At 61.1% G+C, this 17569-nt stretch carries 13 protein-coding genes and 1 rRNA gene; 5 read left to right on the forward strand and 9 right to left on the reverse strand.

Annotated features, from left to right (window positions below; all coding sequences use genetic code 11):
* Window positions 1-94: 94 nt before the first annotated feature.
* A complete protein-coding gene (locus ACQ4W4_RS08200) occupies window positions 95-1051 on the reverse strand; it encodes an amino acid ABC transporter substrate-binding protein (protein ID WP_436541528.1) in 957 nt (318 codons plus the stop codon).
* Window positions 1052-1246: 195 nt separating this feature from the next.
* Window positions 1247-3097 (reverse strand): ABCB family ABC transporter ATP-binding protein/permease, encoded by a 1851-nt coding sequence (locus ACQ4W4_RS08205; protein ID WP_436541529.1) that lies wholly within the window; start codon window positions 3095-3097, stop codon window positions 1247-1249.
* A gap of 136 nt (window positions 3098-3233) precedes the next feature.
* Here ACQ4W4_RS08205 and ACQ4W4_RS08210 point away from each other — a divergent pair, with 136 nt between their 5' ends.
* Both ACQ4W4_RS08210 and ACQ4W4_RS08215 read left to right on the forward strand, forming a co-directional pair.
* Entirely contained in the window at window positions 3234-3599 is a 366-nt protein-coding gene (locus ACQ4W4_RS08210; protein ID WP_226939493.1) for an acyl-CoA thioesterase, read from the forward strand.
* A gap of 21 nt (window positions 3600-3620) precedes the next feature.
* Window positions 3621-5213, forward strand: a complete 1593-nt coding sequence (locus tag ACQ4W4_RS08215; protein ID WP_436541530.1) for an alkaline phosphatase D family protein — start codon at window positions 3621-3623, stop codon at window positions 5211-5213.
* Here ACQ4W4_RS08215 and ACQ4W4_RS08220 read toward each other — a convergent pair.
* Window positions 5210-6076: a LytTR family DNA-binding domain-containing protein gene (locus tag ACQ4W4_RS08220; RefSeq protein WP_436541531.1), complete on the reverse strand. Its 867-nt coding sequence runs from the start codon at window positions 6074-6076 to the stop codon at window positions 5210-5212. The genes ACQ4W4_RS08215 and ACQ4W4_RS08220 overlap by 4 nt on opposite strands.
* Before the next feature lie 154 nt (window positions 6077-6230).
* Here ACQ4W4_RS08220 and ACQ4W4_RS08225 point away from each other — a divergent pair, with 154 nt between their 5' ends.
* Entirely contained in the window at window positions 6231-7403 is a 1173-nt protein-coding gene (locus ACQ4W4_RS08225) for an acyltransferase family protein (protein ID WP_436541532.1), read from the forward strand.
* On the opposite strand, the gene ACQ4W4_RS08230 is transcribed toward ACQ4W4_RS08225, so the two are convergent.
* The 4 genes from ACQ4W4_RS08230 to ACQ4W4_RS08245 all read right to left on the reverse strand — a co-directional run bounded on the left by ACQ4W4_RS08230 (window position 7400) and on the right by ACQ4W4_RS08245 (window position 14230).
* Complete coding sequence (locus ACQ4W4_RS08230; RefSeq protein ID WP_436541533.1) at window positions 7400-9082, reverse strand: long-chain fatty acid--CoA ligase; 1683 nt, start codon at window positions 9080-9082, stop codon at window positions 7400-7402. The genes ACQ4W4_RS08225 and ACQ4W4_RS08230 overlap by 4 nt on opposite strands.
* Before the next feature lie 55 nt (window positions 9083-9137).
* Window positions 9138-10820: a long-chain fatty acid--CoA ligase gene (locus tag ACQ4W4_RS08235; RefSeq protein ID WP_436541534.1), complete on the reverse strand. Its 1683-nt coding sequence runs from the start codon at window positions 10818-10820 to the stop codon at window positions 9138-9140.
* 276 nt (window positions 10821-11096) lie between these two features.
* Window positions 11097-12152, reverse strand: a complete 1056-nt coding sequence (locus tag ACQ4W4_RS08240) for an aminopeptidase (protein WP_436541535.1) — start codon at window positions 12150-12152, stop codon at window positions 11097-11099.
* 2 nt (window positions 12153-12154) lie between these two features.
* Window positions 12155-14230 carry a molybdopterin-containing oxidoreductase family protein gene (locus tag ACQ4W4_RS08245; protein ID WP_436541536.1) on the reverse strand — a complete coding sequence of 692 codons (2076 nt, stop codon included), beginning with the start codon at window positions 14228-14230 and terminating at the stop codon, window positions 12155-12157.
* A 207-nt stretch (window positions 14231-14437) separates the two neighbouring features.
* Between ACQ4W4_RS08245 and ACQ4W4_RS08250 the strand changes: the two genes are divergently transcribed.
* The gene (locus tag ACQ4W4_RS08250) at window positions 14438-15631 is read left to right on the forward strand and encodes a M20 aminoacylase family protein (protein WP_436541537.1); all 1194 of its coding nucleotides are present in this window, start codon (window positions 14438-14440) and stop codon (window positions 15629-15631) included.
* 1 nt (window position 15632) lies between these two features.
* Here ACQ4W4_RS08250 and ACQ4W4_RS08255 read toward each other — a convergent pair whose 3' ends face one another.
* A complete protein-coding gene (locus tag ACQ4W4_RS08255; RefSeq protein ID WP_436541551.1) occupies window positions 15633-16517 on the reverse strand; it encodes an NAD(P)-dependent oxidoreductase in 885 nt (294 codons plus the stop codon).
* A 106-nt stretch (window positions 16518-16623) separates the two neighbouring features.
* Between ACQ4W4_RS08255 and ACQ4W4_RS08260 the strand changes: the two genes are divergently transcribed.
* Entirely contained in the window at window positions 16624-17196 is a 573-nt protein-coding gene (locus ACQ4W4_RS08260; RefSeq protein WP_227742064.1) for an acyloxyacyl hydrolase, read from the forward strand.
* A gap of 263 nt (window positions 17197-17459) precedes the next feature.
* Here ACQ4W4_RS08260 and rrf read toward each other — a convergent pair.
* Window positions 17460-17569 (reverse strand): 5S ribosomal RNA (rrf, locus tag ACQ4W4_RS08265); the annotation flags it as partial.

Consider the following 17569-nt stretch of genomic DNA (forward strand, 5'->3'; position numbering starts at 1 on the left):
ATCCTTCGCGTGCAGCCCAGGGGCAGCGGCCAGCCGGCCACCCGCCCCGCAATTGAAACGGGAGGCTTGCGCCTCCCGGTTTGTTACGCCGTCTTTACTTTTTCCGTTTGTCCGAAGTCTTCTGCGCTTCGGGTACGGCCGCATACGCGGCCGGGTCGCCCGAATCGGTCGGATTCGCGAACACGGCCTTCAATTGCGGCGGCATCGGGAATTTCAGGTTGATGTTTTTCGGCGGGATCGGCGAGGTAAACCATTTCGCGTAAATACGGTTGATGTCGTCGCTCTTGTACAGGCGGATCAGCGCATCGTCGACCACTTTCTTGAAGGCCGGGTCGCCCTTGCGCAGCATGATGCCGTACGGCTCGACCGACAGCGCTTCCTTGGTGATTTCGTAGTCGTTCGGGTTTTTCGAGTTGGCCACCTGCGACGCCAGCAAAATGTCGTCATTGGCTTCGGCCACCGCGCGGCCCGTTTCCAGCATCAGGAACGACTCGGGATGATCCTTGCCGACGGCAATCGTCATGCCCAGGTTCTTTTCCTTGTTCAGGATCGTCATCTGCTTGATGGTCGACGTGCCGGCCGTGGCGACCAGGGTCTTGCCGCGCAAGTCTTCCAGGGTCTTGATGTTCGAGGATTTTTTCGCCAGGATACGGTTGCCGATGACGAACATGGTCGGGGCGAATGCCACCTGCTGCTGGCGCTCCAGGTTGTTCGTCGTCGAGCCGCATTCAAGATCGATGGTGCCGTTGGCCATCAGCGGGATGCGGTTGGCCGACGTGACGGGGCTCATCACCACTTTCAATTCGCTCATGCCCAGGTGCTTCTGCAGGGCCGTGACGACTTTCATGCACAGGTCGATCGAATAACCCTGGTATTGCTGCTTGTCATCGAGATAGGAGAAGGGCACGGAGCCATCGCGCACGCCGAGGGTGACGGAACCGGCTTTCTTGATCTTGGCCAAGGTGCCGGTCAATTCCTGAGCCTGGACTGGCGACATGCTGCTGATGACGCCGACGCTGAGCAGCGTGGCGATGATTTTGGTCAATTTCATAAATTCTCCTGGGCGAACAAACCGGATGGATTCCGAACGAAACAACTGTGGTGCAGACGCCACCAATGGAATTAATTTTATTTCATTTTCAGCGCCGGACCAGCCGTTTTCTGCGATTGCCCTCAAATAGGCGCTATACGCGCGCCTGAATCGGTGCGGCTGTAGCATTTTTCCTACTGATTTCCCATTCCCGATTTATTTTGCCGGCGCCAATCCCGCCAACTCGTCCTCTTCCGCCTCATCGTCCCTATTCGCCTGCTGGCGTTGCCACATCTGCGCGTACAGGCCATCGAGCGCCAGCAATTGCGGATGCGTGCCCCGCTCGACGATGCGGCCATGGTCGAGCACGAGGATTTGCTGGGCGTCGGCCACCGTCGACAGGCGGTGCGCGATGACCAAAGTGGTGCGGTTTTTGGCAATCTCCTTGAGCTGCGACTGGATCGCCTGTTCGGCCTTGGAGTCGAGCGCCGAGGTGGCTTCATCGAAGATCAGGATGGCCGGGTCTTTCAGCAAGGTGCGGGCAATCGCCACGCGCTGCTTTTCGCCGCCCGACAATTTCAGCCCCCGCTCGCCCACCATGGAGCTGTAACCATCTGGCAAGCTTTCAATAAAATCATGGATCGATGCGGCTTTGGCTGCCGCCACGATGGCCTCCTTGCTGGCGCCCGGCTTGCCGTAGGCGATGTTGTATTCGATGCTGTCGTTGAACAGCACCGTATCTTGCGGCACGATGCCGATGGCTGCGCGCAGGGAATCCTGCGTGATATTGCGCAAATCCTGGCCATCGATGGTGATGCCGCCGCCATCGACTTCATAGAAGCGGAACAGCAAACGCGACAGGGTCGATTTGCCCGAGCCGCTGTGGCCCACCACGGCCGTCGTGGTGCCGGCGGGAATCTGGAAATCCACGTCGAACAGGATTTGCCGCTTGGCTTCATAGCTGAAATCCACGTGCTCGAAACGCACGGCCGCGCCCCGCGTGACGAGCGGTTTGGCGTCCGGCGTATCGGCGATTTCGCGGTTCTCGTTCAGCAAGGAAAACAATCGCTCCATGTCGGCCAGGCTTTGCTTGATTTCGCGGTAAATGACGCCCAGGAAATTGAGGGGAATGTACAGCTGGATCATGAAGGCATTCACCAGCACCAGGTCGCCCAGGGTCATGGTGCCGGCGATCACGCCCACGGTGGCGCGCCACAAAATCAAGGTGACGGCCGTGGCGATGATCAGCGACTGGCCCGTATTGAGCAGGGACAGCGAAGTCTGCGATTTGACGGCCGCCGATTCATAGCGCTGCAAGCCCTCGTCGTAGCGCTTCGCCTCGTAATCCTCGTTGCCGAAATATTTCACGGTTTCATAGTTGATCAGCGAATCGATGGCCTTGGTATTCGCCTTCGAGTCGAGGTCGTTCATGGTGCGGCGGAAATGCGTGCGCCAGTTCGTCACCAGCACGGTAAACGCGATGTAGGACACGAGCGCCACGGCCGTGATCACGGTGAACCAGATATCGTAATGCAAGACCAAATAGCCGAGCACGAGCGTGATTTCCACCAGGGTCGGCAAGATGTTGAACAGGGTGTAGGAAATGAGCGAGCCGACGCTGCGCGTGCCCCGCTCGATGTCGCGCGTCATGCCGCCCGTCTGGCGGTTCAAATGGAAACGCAGGGACAAGGCATGCAGGTGGCGGAACACTTGCAGCGCGATGGTGCGCACGGCGCGCTGCGTGACGCGGGCGAACAGGAATTCGCGCAATTCCGTAAACAAGGTGGTCGACAGGCGCAGCAAGCCGTACGCCACCAGCAGGCCGACGGGCAGCACCAGCAGCGCTTGCGGATGCGCGGCCGTGATGGTCATGGCGTCGACGAGTTTTTTCAGGATCAGGGGCACGCCCACGTTGGCCAGCTTGGCGCCGACCAGGCATAGCAGCGCCAGCAATACTCGCCATTTGTAGACCCACAGGTACGGCAGCAAGGTCTTGATGGTGGCGAAATCGCTGTGGCTGGCGGAAGCTGGCGAGCGGGGCGGAGGGGGAGTCTGGGAACGGCGCATGGCGAAGGTCTGCTTTTTATGGTTCAATCGCAGCAATTGTAGCCTTTCATGAGAATAAAAGATGAGCACCTCCCCCAACCGCCCTGACAACTGTCTCGCCTCCGGCCTGCCCGCCGGAAAAATGCCCGAACTGCGCATGATGCCCGCGCCGTCGGACGCCAATGTGTACGGCGACGTCTTCGGCGGCTGGATCATGGCGCAGGTCGATATCGCCGGTTCCCTGCCGGCCACGCGGCGCGCCAACGGCCGTGTCGCCACCATTGCCGTCAATTCCTTCGTCTTCAAAAATCCCGTCTTCGTCGGCGATCTGCTGTCCTTCTACGCCGACATCGTCAAGGTGGGCAATACTTCGATCACCGTCAATGTCGAGGTGTATGCCGAGCGCAACCGCCTGCAGGCATGCATCGTGAAAGTCACGGAAGCGACCCTGATCTACGTTGCGACGGACTCCGACCGCAAGCCGCGCAAGGTGCCGCCCATCGAGACCTTATTGGCGTCTTGATTGTCGTAATCATTCCACACCATGGATAGCCAGCGCCGCATTTTCTTGCTGAGCGCTGCGCGCATCACGGCACTGGTCGCCGCCGGCAGCGTGCTGTCCGGTTCCAGCGCCAGCGCCGCCACGCGCCTCAATGGCACGGGCTATCCGTTTGCGCTCGGTGTCGCCTCCGGCTCGCCCTTGCCCGACGCCGTCGTGCTGTGGACGCGCATCTGCTACGACCCGCTGCAAGCGGCCGCCACGCCCGCCATCGCCCTCAACGTGCGCTGGGAAGTGGCCGACGATGAAGGTTTTCGCCACATCGTTGCCAAGGGCCAGGCCACGGCCACGCCCGCCCTCGCGCACAGCGTGCACGTCGACGTGGGCGGCCTCGCACCGGGACGCTGGTACTGGTACCGCTTCATGCTGGGCGACGCCGTCAGTCCCGTGGGCCGCACGCGCACGGCGCCCGAGCCAAATTCCCTGCCTGCCTCGCTGAAACTGGCCGTGGCCTCGTGCCAGCACTGGGAATTCGGCGCGTATGCGGCGCACCGGCACATCGCCGCGGCCGCGCCGGACCTGGTGGCCTTCCTCGGCGATTACATCTATGAATGGGGACCGTACCAGTTGCAGCACCCGAGCCGGGCCGTGCGCACGCATGAAAGTTTTACCCTGGACGAGTATCGCGCCCGCTATGCGCAATACAAGAGCGACCGCGACTTGCAGGGCGCGCACCTGGCCGCGCCATGGATCGTCACCTGGGACGACCATGAGGTGGCCAACGATTACGGCAACGACCGCGACGAATTGCTCACGCCCACGTTCCTGCAGCGCCGCGCGGCCGCCTACCAGGCGTTTTACGAACACATGCCGCTGCGCCTGCTGCCGCTGGGCAGACGCGGCTTTGTCGATATGCGCATCTACCAGCGCTACGACTGGGGCCGCCTGGCGCGCTTCCATGTGCTGGACGACCGGCAATACCGCGCCTACCACGCCTGCGCCAGGCCCGGCCGTGGCGGCTCCAATTCCGTCACCACGCGCAACTGCCCCGACCTGCTGAAACCACAGCGCACGATGCTGGGCGAAGAACAGCAGCGCTGGCTGCAAGCGGGCCTCGATGACTCCCCGGCGCGCTGGAATATCCTGGCCCAGCAAACCCTGATGGCACAATCGAGCCAGGTGCCCATCGTGCGGGCAGGCGACGAGCGCGTCTGGACCGATGGCTGGGATGGCTATCCCATGGCGCGCCAGCACTTGCTCGACGCCTTGCGCAGCAGCAAGGCCAGCAACCCGCTGGTGCTGTCGGGCGACGTGCACACTTTTTATGCGACGGACCTGAGCCGCAACGCCATGCGGCCCACCGGCAAGGATAATCCCGTGCTGGCGACCGAGTTTTGCGGCACCTCGATCACGTCGAGTTCCCGCCCGCAGGCGCGCACGGACCAGTACGTGGCGATGAACCCGCACATCCGCTACGGCCGCAGCGACAAGCGCGGCTATATGTTGCTGGAGATCACGCCAGAGAAAAGCACGGCCCTGTTCCAGGGCCTGGAAAATGTACGCGACAGCACATCCGGCATCGCGACACTGGCCAGTTTCACCGTGCAGGATGGCAAGGCGGGCCTGCAACGCACCTAGGCGACGCTTTTCAAGGCGTCGCGATAGCGCCGGCTGACGGGCACTTCGCCGCCCGTGGACAGCACGGCGCGCGCATCGCCCGATTCCAGCGGTATGATGGCCTGCACGAAATCCAGATTGACGATATAGCTGCGGTGCACGCGTACAAAGCGCTTGCCATCGAGGCGGCGCTCGATGGCGGCCATGGTCGAACGCAGCGGATAATCGTGGCCGCGCACGTGCAGGTTCACATAGTTGCCCCAGGCCTGTATCCATTCAATGTCGACTGCGGGCAGCAGGAAATCCTTGCCCAGCTTACGCACCAGGAAACGTTCCGGCTGCTGCACCGGTTCCACGGCCGGTCCCTCATCGGGCTCGTCCAGCAACGTCGCCTCGCCTTGCCAGCGCATCAGCAGCAACTGATAAAAGCCCACGGCCAGCAGGACGAGGAAGTAAGCACGCACATCTTTCAGGTATTCATACGGCAACTCGCGCCACCAGGCGCCGAAATCATAGTGGCTGCCCTGGCTCCAGTACGCCAGCTTGCGCAAGGCCACCATGGCCGCCACATGCACCAGGCTGTAGACAACCGACGCGGCCAGGTGCCAGCGCAGGTTCTGGCGCTGAAACACCAGCTGCAGCGGCCGGACCTGTCCCGCCAGCACGACCACGGGCACCAGCGCCAGCAGCACCAGATTGCTGCTCCACTCCCACACGGCCACTTCCCAGAATGGCGTATTGACGCCGGCGCGCTGCAGGTCGAGCCAGACCAGCCAGCTGTTGACGCTGGCCTGCAGCGGATACAGCACGATCCAGAATCCCGGCTCGGCCACGCGGCGCCAGCGTTGATAACGTTGCAACAGGTCAGTGGAAGCGATGTGCATGGTTTCGGGGGTTAATGAGTTACATGATTGTAAGGTCCCACGCCCGTCCCAGGCGAGCCATTCGTCCCAGCCAGCCGTCCGCTGGTCCCATTTCGCTGGCACGCTACCCCGCCGCTGCCTATGCTGGGGCTTCCTTCACCACTCGCCCACGATCATGACCATAGACTCCCGCCGTCACGATATCGACGCCTTGCGCTTTCTCGTCTTTAGCCTGCTGATTGTCTATCACACTGCCCTGCTGTACATGGACGGCTGGCACTTTCACATGCACAGCAGCTACGCCACCGATGCTTTGAACATGCCGCTGGTCTTCCTCAACCGCTGGCGCATGGAAATCGTCTTCCTCATCTCCGGCGTCTCTTGCGCCATGATGACGCAGGCGTCGCGCGGCGCCTTCCTCTGGCGCAGGACCAAGCGGCTGCTGCTGCCGCTGCTGTTCGGCATGGCCGTCATCATTCCCATCCAGCCGTATTGCGAAGGTGTGAGCAAGGGCCTGGTCGAGCCTGGATATGGGCAGTTCCTGCTGCACTACTTTGGCGGCCATGCCTGGCCGGCAGGCGCCTTCGATGGCTGGCAATATGGCTTTACCTGGAACCACCTGTGGTATCTCGTGTACTTGCTGCTGTACATCATCGTGCTGGTGGCGCTGCAGCCGCTGCTGACGTCGCTGCGTCCCCTGTTCCAGCGCTTGCGCGGATGGCAATTGCTCGTCCTGCCAGCCATGCCGCCCTTGGCGGCAATGGTCTTCCTCAAAATGCGCTATCCGGAAACCCATGCGCTGGTGCGCGACTGGTATGCGCACGCCATGTATTTCACACTGTTCGTGTATGGCTGGTGGCTGGGCAATGACAAGGGATTGTGGACGGAACTGGCGCGCTTGCGCTGGCACACGCTGTGGCTGGGCCTGGGCGCGTTTGCCGTGTATATGTTTTTCGACCAGATTTATTCGGAGAACCTGCTGACCTGGGCTTCATTCGGCTCCTGGCCCCTGCGCAAGCTGTACATGTGGCTGGCCATCTGCGCCATCCTGGGCTGGTCGCACACGCTTTTGAATCGCCCCTTTGCCTGGCTGCCATGGGCGCGCCAGGCCGTGTTTCCCTGGTACATACTGCACCAGAGCGCGATTATCCTGCTGGCTTACTGGCTGGTGCCCTTGAAGCTGGGCCCCGTGCTGGAACCGCTGCTGGTACTGGCCGGCACGGTGGCGACTTGCTGGTTGGCAACGTCGCTGCTGATCAGCAAGGTGAACTTGCTGCGCCCCTGCTTCGGCCTGCCCGCCCGGCCAGGACGGCACCTAGCGGCGGACACGGCCCTGGCGGCGAACTAGGCGACTTTCTTTTCGTCGCGTAATTGACGGCGCAGGATCTTGCCGACATTGGTTTTCGGCAATTCATCGCGGAACTCGATGTATTTCGGTTTCTTGTAGGCCGTCAATTCATGCTTGCAATGCTCGCGGATCTGTTCCACCGTCAGGTTCGGATCCTTGCGCACGACAAATACTTTCACGGCTTCGCCCGCGTTGGCGTCCGGCACGCCGATGCAGGCGCATTCGAGCACGCCCGGGCACGAAGCGACCACGTCTTCCACTTCATTCGGATACACATTGAAGCCGGAGACGATGATCATGTCTTTCTTGCGGTCCACAATCTTCACATAGCCGCGCTCGTCCATGACGCCCACGTCGCCCGTCTTGAAGTAGCCGTCGGCCGTCATCGACTTGGCCGTCTCGTCCGGACGCTGCCAGTAGCCGGCCATCACTTGCGGGCCGCGCACGGCGATTTCGCCCGGCTCGCCCAGCGGCACTTCCACGCCGTCGTCGTTCAGAATCGCCACTTCCGTCGAGGGGAAAGGCAAGCCGATGGTGCCCGTGAATTCAGTGATGTCGACGCGGTTGCCCGTTACCACGGGCGATGTTTCCGACATGCCATAGCCTTCGATCAGCGGGCATCCCGTCAGTTTCAGCCAGCGTTCGGCCACGTTGCGCTGCAAGGCCATGCCGCCGCCATTGCATACTTTATAGCTGGAGAAATCGAGCTTGGCGAAGTCGGCATTGTTCAGCAGCGCGTTGTACAAGGTATTGACGGCAGGGAAGACGACGATCTTGTGCTTGCTCAATTCCTTGACGAAACCAGGAATGTCGCGCGGGTTGGGGATCAGCACGTTCAAGCCGCCCACCCGCATGCCCATCAAAGCGCTGACCGTCAGCGAATAGATATGATACAGGGGCAAGGCGCACATGAATCCCATCGAGGTGGCGCGCATTTCCTTCGTCATCACGGGCGCCATCCACGCCTCGTTTTGCAGCACGTTGGCAATCACGTTACGGTGCAACAGCATCGCGCCTTTCGACACGCCCGTCGTGCCGCCCGTGTATTGCAGGAAGACGATATCGTCATGGCCCTGCTGCACCGGCGTCAAGGTCAAGCGTGCGCCTTCGGCCAGCATCTTGTTGAAGCTGATGGCGCCCGGCAAGGAAAAAGCGGGCACCATTTTCTTGATCTTGCGCACGACGAAATTGACGATGGCACCCTTCAAGCCGCCCAGCAAATCGCCCATGCTGGCAACGATCACATGCTTGACCTGGGTATGCGGCAACACCTGCTCCACCGTGGTGGCGAAGTTTTCCAGCACGATGATCGCTTCGCTGCCCGAATCGATCAGCTGGTGCTGCAATTCACGGGGCGTGTACAAGGGATTCACGTTGACCACCGTGTAGCCGGCGCGCAGGATCGCCGCCATGGCCACTGGATATTGCAGCACGTTCGGCAGCATGATCGCCACGCGCGCGCCCGTCTTCAGGCCACGGCTTTGCAGCCAGGCGCCCATCTGCCGCGACAGCTGGTCGAGCTCGCGGTAGGTAAGGAATTTATCCATGCACACGAACGCATTGCGGTCCGCATATTTCTGGAACGACTCTTCCAGCAAATGCGTGACGGAACGGTATTGCGTGCAATCAATCTCTGCGGGAACGCTGTCCGGGTACGACTTCAACCAAATCTTGTCCATCTCGCCTCATCTTTATCTGTAAAAGGGACGCGCCTCCTGGCGCATCCCACACTGTTTATGCTGCTATCTTCGTTTCGTCACGCAGGGCGCGACGCAAAATCTTGCCGACGTTGGTCTTCGGCAGTTCATCGCGGAACTCGATGTATTTCGGCCGCTTGTAGCCCGTGAATTGTTCCTTGCAATATGCGGCCAGCACTGCCTGGGTCAGGTTCGGATCCTTGCGCACGACAAACACTTTCACGGCCTCGCCCGAGTGTTCGTCCGGCACGCCCACGCAGGCGCACTCGAGCACGCCAGGATGGGCCGCGATGACGGCTTCGACTTCGTTCGGATACACATTGAAGCCGGAGACGAGGATCATGTCTTTCTTGCGGTCCACGATCTTCACGTAGCCGCGCTCGTCCATGATGCCCACGTCGCCCGACTTGAAGTAGCCATCGGCTGTCATCACCTTGGCCGTCTCGTCGGGACGGTTCCAGTAGCCGCTCATCACTTGCGGGCCACGGATGGCGATCTCGCCCGTCTGGCCCAGCGGCACTTCCTTGCCGTCGTCGTCGAGGATGGCGATATCGGTCGATGGCACGGGCAAGCCGATGGTGCCGGAAAACGCCGTGCTGTCGGCACGGTTGCAGGTGGCGACGGGCGACGTTTCGGACAGGCCGTAGCCTTCGATGATGGACACGCCCGTCACTTGCAGCCACTTGTCGTTGACGGCTTGCTGCACCGCCATGCCGCCGCCATTGGCGATCTTCAAGCCCGAGAAATCGAGCTTGGCGAAATCGGGATGGTTCACCAGCGCGTTATACAGCGTATTGACCGCAGGCAGCAGGTTGAACTTGTACTTGCCCAGTTCCTTGATCAGGCCCGGGATATCGCGCGGATTCGGGATCAGGATATTGAGCGCGCCCACGCGCGTGCCCCACATGGCGCAGGCCGTCAGGGCAAAGATATGGTACAGCGGCAAGGCGCAGACCACGATCATCTGTTCCTTGCTGTTCTGGTCGAGCGCCGCGCCCGACCACGCTTCGCTTTGCAGCACATTGGCGATCACATTACGGTGGCTCAAGGTCGCGCCTTTCGACACGCCCGTCGTGCCGCCCGTGTATTGCAGGAAGGCGGCATCGTTGATGCTCAGTTCGACGGGCGTGAGCTTCATGCGGCTGCCCAGCGCCAGCGCCTGCTTGAAACGCATGGCGTTCGGCAAGGAATACGCGGGCACCATCTTCTTGACGTTGCGCACGACAAAATTGACGATCATGCCCTTCAAGCCACCGAGCATTTCGCCCATGCTGGCGACGACGATGTGCTTGACGGCCGTCTTGCTCAATACTTGCTCGACCGTATGGGCAAAATTTTCCAGCACGATGATCGCTTCGCTGCCCGAATCGTTGAGCTGGTGCTCAAGTTCGCGCGGCGTATATAAAGGGTTGACGTTGACCACCGTGTAGCCGGCGCGCAAGACGGCGGCAATGGCCACCGGATACTGGAGCACGTTCGGCATCATCAGGGCCACCCTGGCCCCTTTCTTCAGCCCACGGCTTTGCAGAAAGGCCCCCAGCTGGCGCGAATAGGTATCGAGTTCGGCATAGGTGAGAAATTTGTCCATGCAGACATAGGCATTGCGATCCGCATATTTTTGAAACGCTTCTTCCAGCAAATGCACCAGCGAACGATATTGATCAGGATCGATGTCGGCGGGGACGCCGGGAGGATACGACTTCAGCCAAATTTTTTCCATCCTGTGCCTCTTGTCTCGAATAATCGTGGGGGAGCCGGCGCATCTTGCCGACGCGGATCATCGCTGCGGATTCTGTCGTCCTGCAGTCAGTTTGAGCATTCTGACGAGCAATTGCTCTATGCTACTAATGCGATGCTATCGGGCGCCGCGCTTCCATGCAAGCGCTTTCAACAGTATTCGAGCAGCAACTCTAGGGCGTTTTTATGCTGCATTGCAGCATGATAAATACGCTGTTACCGAATCGCTTGCCTCGGCGTACTGGACAATCTTTACGGGTCAGGGGCTGGACAATTGTTCCAGCGCATGCCTGCGCTCAGGCTTCTTGAGCTGGGCCATTGTGTGCACTGCAGCATAAAAAGCACGAAAGTTCTTTTTTTCTTCCAGCAATTTTTTGAAGGCAGGCAAAAATTCATTGTAGGTAGACACGGAAGCCAGGTGCGCATTGCTCAAAGGCTGCTCGAACCAGCGGTCGTAACCGGCAAAACCACCCCAGTTTTGCTTGAGCACCTGATACGCGTCTTGCAATGCCGCAAACACCTGCGCCTTGCGCGCGCGCTTCTCCGCATCGCTGGCCTCGCTCGCATACACGGCTTCCAGTTTCCCCCGATATGTCAGCAGCAAGGCCAGGAAATCCTGACGCCGCGCCGCATACTGGGCGTATGACGCACGCATCGCGTCATTGCCCTCGCGCGCCAGCCAGCGCTGCACGCCCGCCTCTTCCACGGCGCTGGCAAACGACTCGTTGAAGGCCGAATCGCCGGGCACGTACACCACCTGGTGCGCCAGTTCATGGAAAATCAGGCGCGCCAGTTCCGCATCGTTGTAGTTGATAAAGGTCGACAGCAGGGGATCGTCGAACCAGCCCAAGGTGGAATACGCAGGCACGCCGCCCACCTGCACGTCGTAATGCTGGGCCCGCAACTCGTCGGCATACGCGAGCGCCTCGTCCTTGCTGTAATAGCCGCGGTAATTGACGCAGCCGGCGATGGGGAAACACCATTGCAGCGGCTGCAGCGACAGTTCCGGCGTGGCCACCACGTTCCACAGCACGAACGGGCGCCGCAGGGAGGCGTAATTCTTGTAGCTGCCATTGTCGGGCAAGTCCAGTTCGCTGACGGCAAAGCGGCGGATCTGCTGCGCCTTGGCCAGGCGCACTTTCAGGCGCGGCTCGGTGGCCGGATCATCGAGCCAGTCACCGATGGGGCGCGCGCCGGACCACAGCGCATATTGCCCCTGCGCCGCCTGCGTGTAGTAGCGCAGCTGCGTGCAGCCGCCCAGCGACAGGCACAGCATGCCGACAAGCAGGCGGGCCGGCCAGCGCGCCAGGGCCATGCTCAGGCAGCCTTTTCCACTTCGACCAGCGTATCGTAAAACGTCGGCGCGCGACCCATGTCCGTCAGGCGCTGGCTCGTCACTTCATTGGCGTTCTTGCCGTCGCTGGCAAGTTTCTTCCACCATACGGACAAGCCCACCACCAAGCCTTTCCTCGCCTTGTCCGTCACCCTGGCCTTGGCGACAAAGCTGCCGCGGTCATTGAAGATGCGCACCATGTCGCCGGCCGCGATGCCGCGCGCGGCGCAGTCGTCCGGGTGGATGTCGAGGTGCGGCTCGCCCTCGGCTGCGCGCAGGCTTTTCACATTGACGAAGGTGGAATTGAGGAAGTTGCGCGCCGGCGGCGAAATCATGGCCAGCGGGAAACGCGCCGCCAGCACGGGATTGCTCGCTTGCGATTCATGCGGCGCGATATACGTGGGCAAGGGATCGAGTCCCGCCTGCGCCATGGCGCTGGAATACAACTCGCACTTGCCCGATGGCGTGGGGAAACCGCCCTCGGCAAAGGGCGCCTCGGGCATGGCCAGCTTTTGCCAGCCCGTGCGTTTCAGCGATTCCCAGTCGAAATGCACGGCGCGCGCATCCGTCGCATCGAAGGCCTTGGCCGCCAGCGCATCGTCGCTTTCCTGGAAGCACGGATCATCAAAGCCCATGTGTTGCGCCAGCAGACGGAAAATTTCCGTATTCGCCTTCGCTTCGCCCAGCGGCGCCACGGCCGCATTGTTCGCCATCATGTACAAATGGCCGTAAGTGGAATGCGCATCGACGTGCTCCAGCTGCGTGGTGGCGGGCAGCACGATGTCGGCGTAATCGACGGTATCGGTCTGGAAGTGCTCGAGCACGACCGTAAACAAATCCTCGCGGGCAAAACCCTGCGCCACTTTCGAGGAATCGGGCGCCACGGCCAGCGGATTCGAGTTGTAGACGATCACGGCCTCGACTTGCGGGCCGAACCCGGCGGAACTTTCTTTCAATAAATCGTCGCCGATGGTGCTCATGTTGATGGTGCGCGGCGTGCCTTTCAATAAATCAGGGCGCTGCAGGGCCTTGCGGTTGACGGGGAAGGAACCCGAGCTCGACAGCTGCATGCCGCCCGCAGGATGGCGCCAGGCGCCCGTCAGGGCCGGCAGGCAGGCGATATTGCGCACGGCCATGCCGCCGCCATGCACGCGCTGCACGCCGTAGTTGGCACGGATGGCGGCGCCCTCGCCGGAACGGCACGCCTGGCCATACAGGCGCGCCAGTTCCACCACTTCCGCGGCCGTGATGCCGCACACCTGGGCCGCGCGTTCAGGCGGCCATTCCAGCGCGCGCTGTTTCAAGGCATCGTAGCCGACCGTGTAGCGTTCGATGTAGTCATGGTCGACCAGGTCTTCGGTGATCAAGACATGCATCAAACCCAGCGCCAGGGCCGCATCGGTGCCCGGCAGCAAGGCGATATGCTGATGGCATTTTTCGGCCGTCAGCGAGCGGTAGGGGTCGATGGCGATCAGGGTGGCGCCGTTGCGCTTGGCTTCCTGCGCGCGCATCCAGAAGTGCAGGTTCGAGGCGATCGGGTTGCCGCCCCAGATGATGATCAATTTCGCGTTCTGGAACTGCTCCAGGTCCGTGCCGATGCTGGCGCCCACCGTATAGCGGTAGCCGGTGGCGCCGGCCGAGGCGCAGATGGTGCGGTCCAGCAGGGAAGCGCCCAGCTGGTTGAAGAAACGCGAGGACATCGATTCGCCCTGCACCAGGCCCATGGTGCCGCAGTAGCTGTACGGCAAGATCGCCTGCGGATCGCGCGCGGCGATCGGTTTCAAGCGGGCGGCGATGGTCTGCAATGCCTCTTCCCAGCTGATGCGCTCGAACTTGCCTTCGCCCTTCTTGCCCACGCGGCGCAGCGGATGCAGCAGCCGGTCCGCATGGTAGGTCCGCTCCGTGAAGCGCGATACCTTGGTGCACAGCACGCCAGCCGTGGTCGGGTGGTCGGGATCGCCCTTGACGGCGGTGGCCACCCCATCGGTCACGGTGACCAGCAAGGCGCAGGTATCGGGGCAATCGAGCGGGCAGGCGGCGCGCACTTGGGTGGTGGTCATGGGGTAATCCAAAAAACGTTGGGGGAAGGCGATACTGTAAACCATTCCGCGCGCTTGCTGTTGGCGCCGCAGCAAGCACGTCCGTGCGCTGGATTTACCCGGCAAACAAGGGCTACAATGCACTATTAGCCGCGCCTGTTTTTGATCAAACAAGCGCGGTCCGGCGCGCCATACATTGCTGCGTGCCAGCATCCACAGGAGAGTCCCATGAAACTAGTTGATCCGATCTTGGCGTTTCAATCCGAGCTGCAAGGTATCCGCCGCGACCTGCATGCGCACCCCGAGCTGTGCTACGAAGAACAGCGCACCTCGGACGTGGTCGCCGCCAAGCTGACGGAATGGGGCATTCCCGTGGTACGCGGCCTGGGCCGCACTGGCGTGGTCGGCATCATCCAAAATGGCACGTCCAAGCGCGCCATCGGCTTGCGCGCCGATATGGATGCCTTGCCGATGCAGGAAATGAATACCTTCGAGCATGCTTCACGCCACCCGGGCAAGATGCACGCCTGCGGCCACGACGGCCACACGGCCATGCTGCTGGGCGCCGCCCATCACCTCGCGCAGCACCGCAACTTCGACGGCACGGTCTACCTCGTCTTCCAGCCGGCCGAAGAAGGCGGCGCCGGCGCGCGCGAAATGATCGCAGATGGCTTGTTTACCCGCTTTCCCATGGACGCCATCTACGGCATGCACAACTGGCCAGGCGCGGAAACGGGCACGCTAAGCGTGGTGGAAGGCCCGATGATGGCGTCCAGCAATGAATTCCACGTCACCGTCAAAGGCAAGGGCGCGCATGCGGCCCAGCCCCACAAGGGCATCGACCCCGTGATGGTGGCTGTACAAATTGCGCAAAGCTGGCAAACCGTCATTACCCGCAACAAAAGTCCACTCGACACGGCCGTGCTGTCGATCACGCAAATCCATGCGGGCAGCGCCACCAATGTGATTCCCGATGACGCCAGCCTGGTCGGCACAGTGCGCACCTTCACCACGCCCGTGCTGGACTTGATCGAAGAGCGCATGCGCGACATCGCCGTGCACACGGCCGCCGCCTTTGGCGCGGAAGTCGATTTCCACTTCAAGCGCAACTATCCGCCGCTGGTCAACCATGCGAAAGAAACGGCGTTTGCCGTCGACGTCATGAAAAGCGTGGTGGGCGCCGACAAGGTCAACGCGAATGTCGAACCTACCATGGGCGCGGAGGATTTCGCCTTCTTCCTGCAAGAAAAGGCCGGCTGCTACATCTTCATCGGCAATGGCGATGGCGAGCACCGCGATGGCGGCCACGGCCTGGGGCCGTGCGTCTTGCACAATGGCAGCTATGACTTCAACGACCATCTGTTGCCGATCGGCGCCAGTTTCTGGGTCAAGCTGGCCGAAGCGAGCCTGCCCGTCGCTTGAATCAGCTCAGTTGATCCGGACCAGTGCCCAAACGCTGGCCTGGATTCAAGGCTTCCAGGGCCAGCAAAGCCGCCGCATGGTCGGCCGTCGGGTGGCTGGTGGCGAGGGTTTCATAGCGCTGCGTCACCAGCTGCGTCACCGGCAAGGTGACGTGGGCCGCCTCGGCTGCCGCGAGGATGTTGTGCATATCCTTGATCTGGCTTTTCACCTGACCACCGGCAACAAAGTTGCGCTCCAGCATGCGCTGGCCATGCACTTCCAAAATCTTGCTCTCGGCAAAACCACCACGAATCGCGGCGCGTACGGCGCCCGCATCGGCGCCGGCAGCCTGTGCCAGCAGCAAGGCTTCCGCCACGATAGTCAATGTCGCGCCGACGATCAGCTGATTGCACAGCTTGGCCACCTGACCGCTGCCAGCCGGCCCCACCAGAGTCGGGCGTCCCATGGCAGCCAGAATCGATTCAACCCGCGCGTAATCGCTGGCGCTGGCGCCAGCCATGATGGCCAGGGTGCCCGCCTGCGCCCCGCCGACGCCGCCCGACACGGGCGCATCGATGAAGCCATGGCCAGCGGCGTGCACAGTGGTATGAAATTGCTGGGCTTCTGATTGTTGGGTGGAACTCATATCGATCCAGATCGCGCCAGTGGCCAGGGCCGGCAGCGCCTCTTGCAGCACCTGTGCCACGATGGGACCGGCTTCCAGCATCGAGATGACCACGTCCGCGCCATTGACCGCCTCAACCACGGAAACGGCCGGCTGCGCCCCTGCCGCACGCAGGACTTCGGCCTTGCTGTGCGTGCGATTCCAAATTGTGACAGAATATCCAGCGCGTAGCAGGCACCGGACCATCGGATCCCCCATCAGACCGATACCAAGAAATGCGATTTTTGTAGAGAATGTCAATTGAACCCCTAAGATCAACAAGTGGCGAGAGCGGCATGCAAAGCAAGGTGCCTGTACAAACAAGACAAGCCTATCGGCCAATTTTACGATGAAAGCCTCTATGTTCTTCAAGAAGAATCTCCTCAAATCCATCGCCGCCGTTACCGCGCTGATGGCGGCCAACGCCGGCTTTGCCGCCGACGACAAACTGATCGACTCCGTCTACGGCGAATATGCCAAGGGCGTCAAAGTACAAATGCTGCGTGCTGGCGTGACTTCGAACTGGGATAAAGCCTGGTTTGTATCGAATGGCACGCAGCTGAGCGGTTACTGGGATGCCAGCATCGGCGGTTGGGATGGCAAGAGCTATCGCAACGTCCCTGGCCAGCATCAAAAACTGTGGGACCTGGGCTTTACCCCTGTCTTCCGCTTTGAAAACACGAATAAACTGGGCTTCTACGCGGAAGGTGGCATTGGCGTGCACATGCTGTCCAAGCTGTACGATAACGACGATAACCGCCTGTCGACCCACTTCCAGTTCGGCGACCATATCGGCATCGGGTATGTCTTCAATAATAAATGGGAAGTCGCTGCGAAAATCCAGCATTTCTCGAACGGCGGCTACAAGAAACCGAACAGCGGCGTCAATTACATGAACGTCAAAGTCGCTTATCACTTTTAATTGGTTTGATAAATGACAAAGGCAGCGCGCAGCGCTGCCTTTTTTTCGTCTGTTGCATTGGCAGCGGATGAACAGCCGGGGTCAGCCCCCTCGCACTGACCGTCGGTCGGCGGATCGGTGCAGGTCGGCGTAGGTCGGCTTAGCGCTGCGCGCGTAAGCCGACAGCACCACCGGCCCCCACAGCACCACCGCCCCCCCTAAGTCGCCAGACGAAAAAAAACCCGATCATTGCTGATCGGGTTTTCTTCTACTGCGAATAACAAGCCTGACGATAACCTACTTTCACACTGGTTGCAGCACTATCATCGGCGCAAAGTTGTTTCACGGTCCTGTTCGGGATGGGAAGGGGTGGGACCAACTTGCTATGGTCATC

The organism is Janthinobacterium glycogeni (assembly GCF_051380725.1).
GTDB lineage: Bacteria > Pseudomonadota > Gammaproteobacteria > Burkholderiales > Burkholderiaceae_D > Janthinobacterium.

Coding starts and splice junctions, on each gene's coding strand:
- ACQ4W4_RS08200 (WP_436541528.1), bottom strand. CDS start 1,051: ATGAAATTGACCAAAATCATCGCCACGCTGCTCAGCGTCGGCGTCATC.
- ACQ4W4_RS08205 (WP_436541529.1), bottom strand. CDS start 3,097: ATGCGCCGTTCCCAGACTCCCCCTCCGCCCCGCTCGCCAGCTTCCGCC.
- ACQ4W4_RS08210 (WP_226939493.1), top strand. CDS start 3,234: ATGATGCCCGCGCCGTCGGACGCCAATGTGTACGGCGACGTCTTCGGC.
- ACQ4W4_RS08215 (WP_436541530.1), top strand. CDS start 3,621: ATGGATAGCCAGCGCCGCATTTTCTTGCTGAGCGCTGCGCGCATCACG.
- ACQ4W4_RS08220 (WP_436541531.1), bottom strand. CDS start 6,076: ATGCACATCGCTTCCACTGACCTGTTGCAACGTTATCAACGCTGGCGC.
- ACQ4W4_RS08225 (WP_436541532.1), top strand. CDS start 6,231: ATGACCATAGACTCCCGCCGTCACGATATCGACGCCTTGCGCTTTCTC.
- ACQ4W4_RS08230 (WP_436541533.1), bottom strand. CDS start 9,082: ATGGACAAGATTTGGTTGAAGTCGTACCCGGACAGCGTTCCCGCAGAG.
- ACQ4W4_RS08235 (WP_436541534.1), bottom strand. CDS start 10,820: ATGGAAAAAATTTGGCTGAAGTCGTATCCTCCCGGCGTCCCCGCCGAC.
- ACQ4W4_RS08240 (WP_436541535.1), bottom strand. CDS start 12,152: ATGGCCCTGGCGCGCTGGCCGGCCCGCCTGCTTGTCGGCATGCTGTGC.
- ACQ4W4_RS08245 (WP_436541536.1), bottom strand. CDS start 14,230: ATGACCACCACCCAAGTGCGCGCCGCCTGCCCGCTCGATTGCCCCGAT.
- ACQ4W4_RS08250 (WP_436541537.1), top strand. CDS start 14,438: ATGAAACTAGTTGATCCGATCTTGGCGTTTCAATCCGAGCTGCAAGGT.
- ACQ4W4_RS08260 (WP_227742064.1), top strand. CDS start 16,624: ATGAAAGCCTCTATGTTCTTCAAGAAGAATCTCCTCAAATCCATCGCC.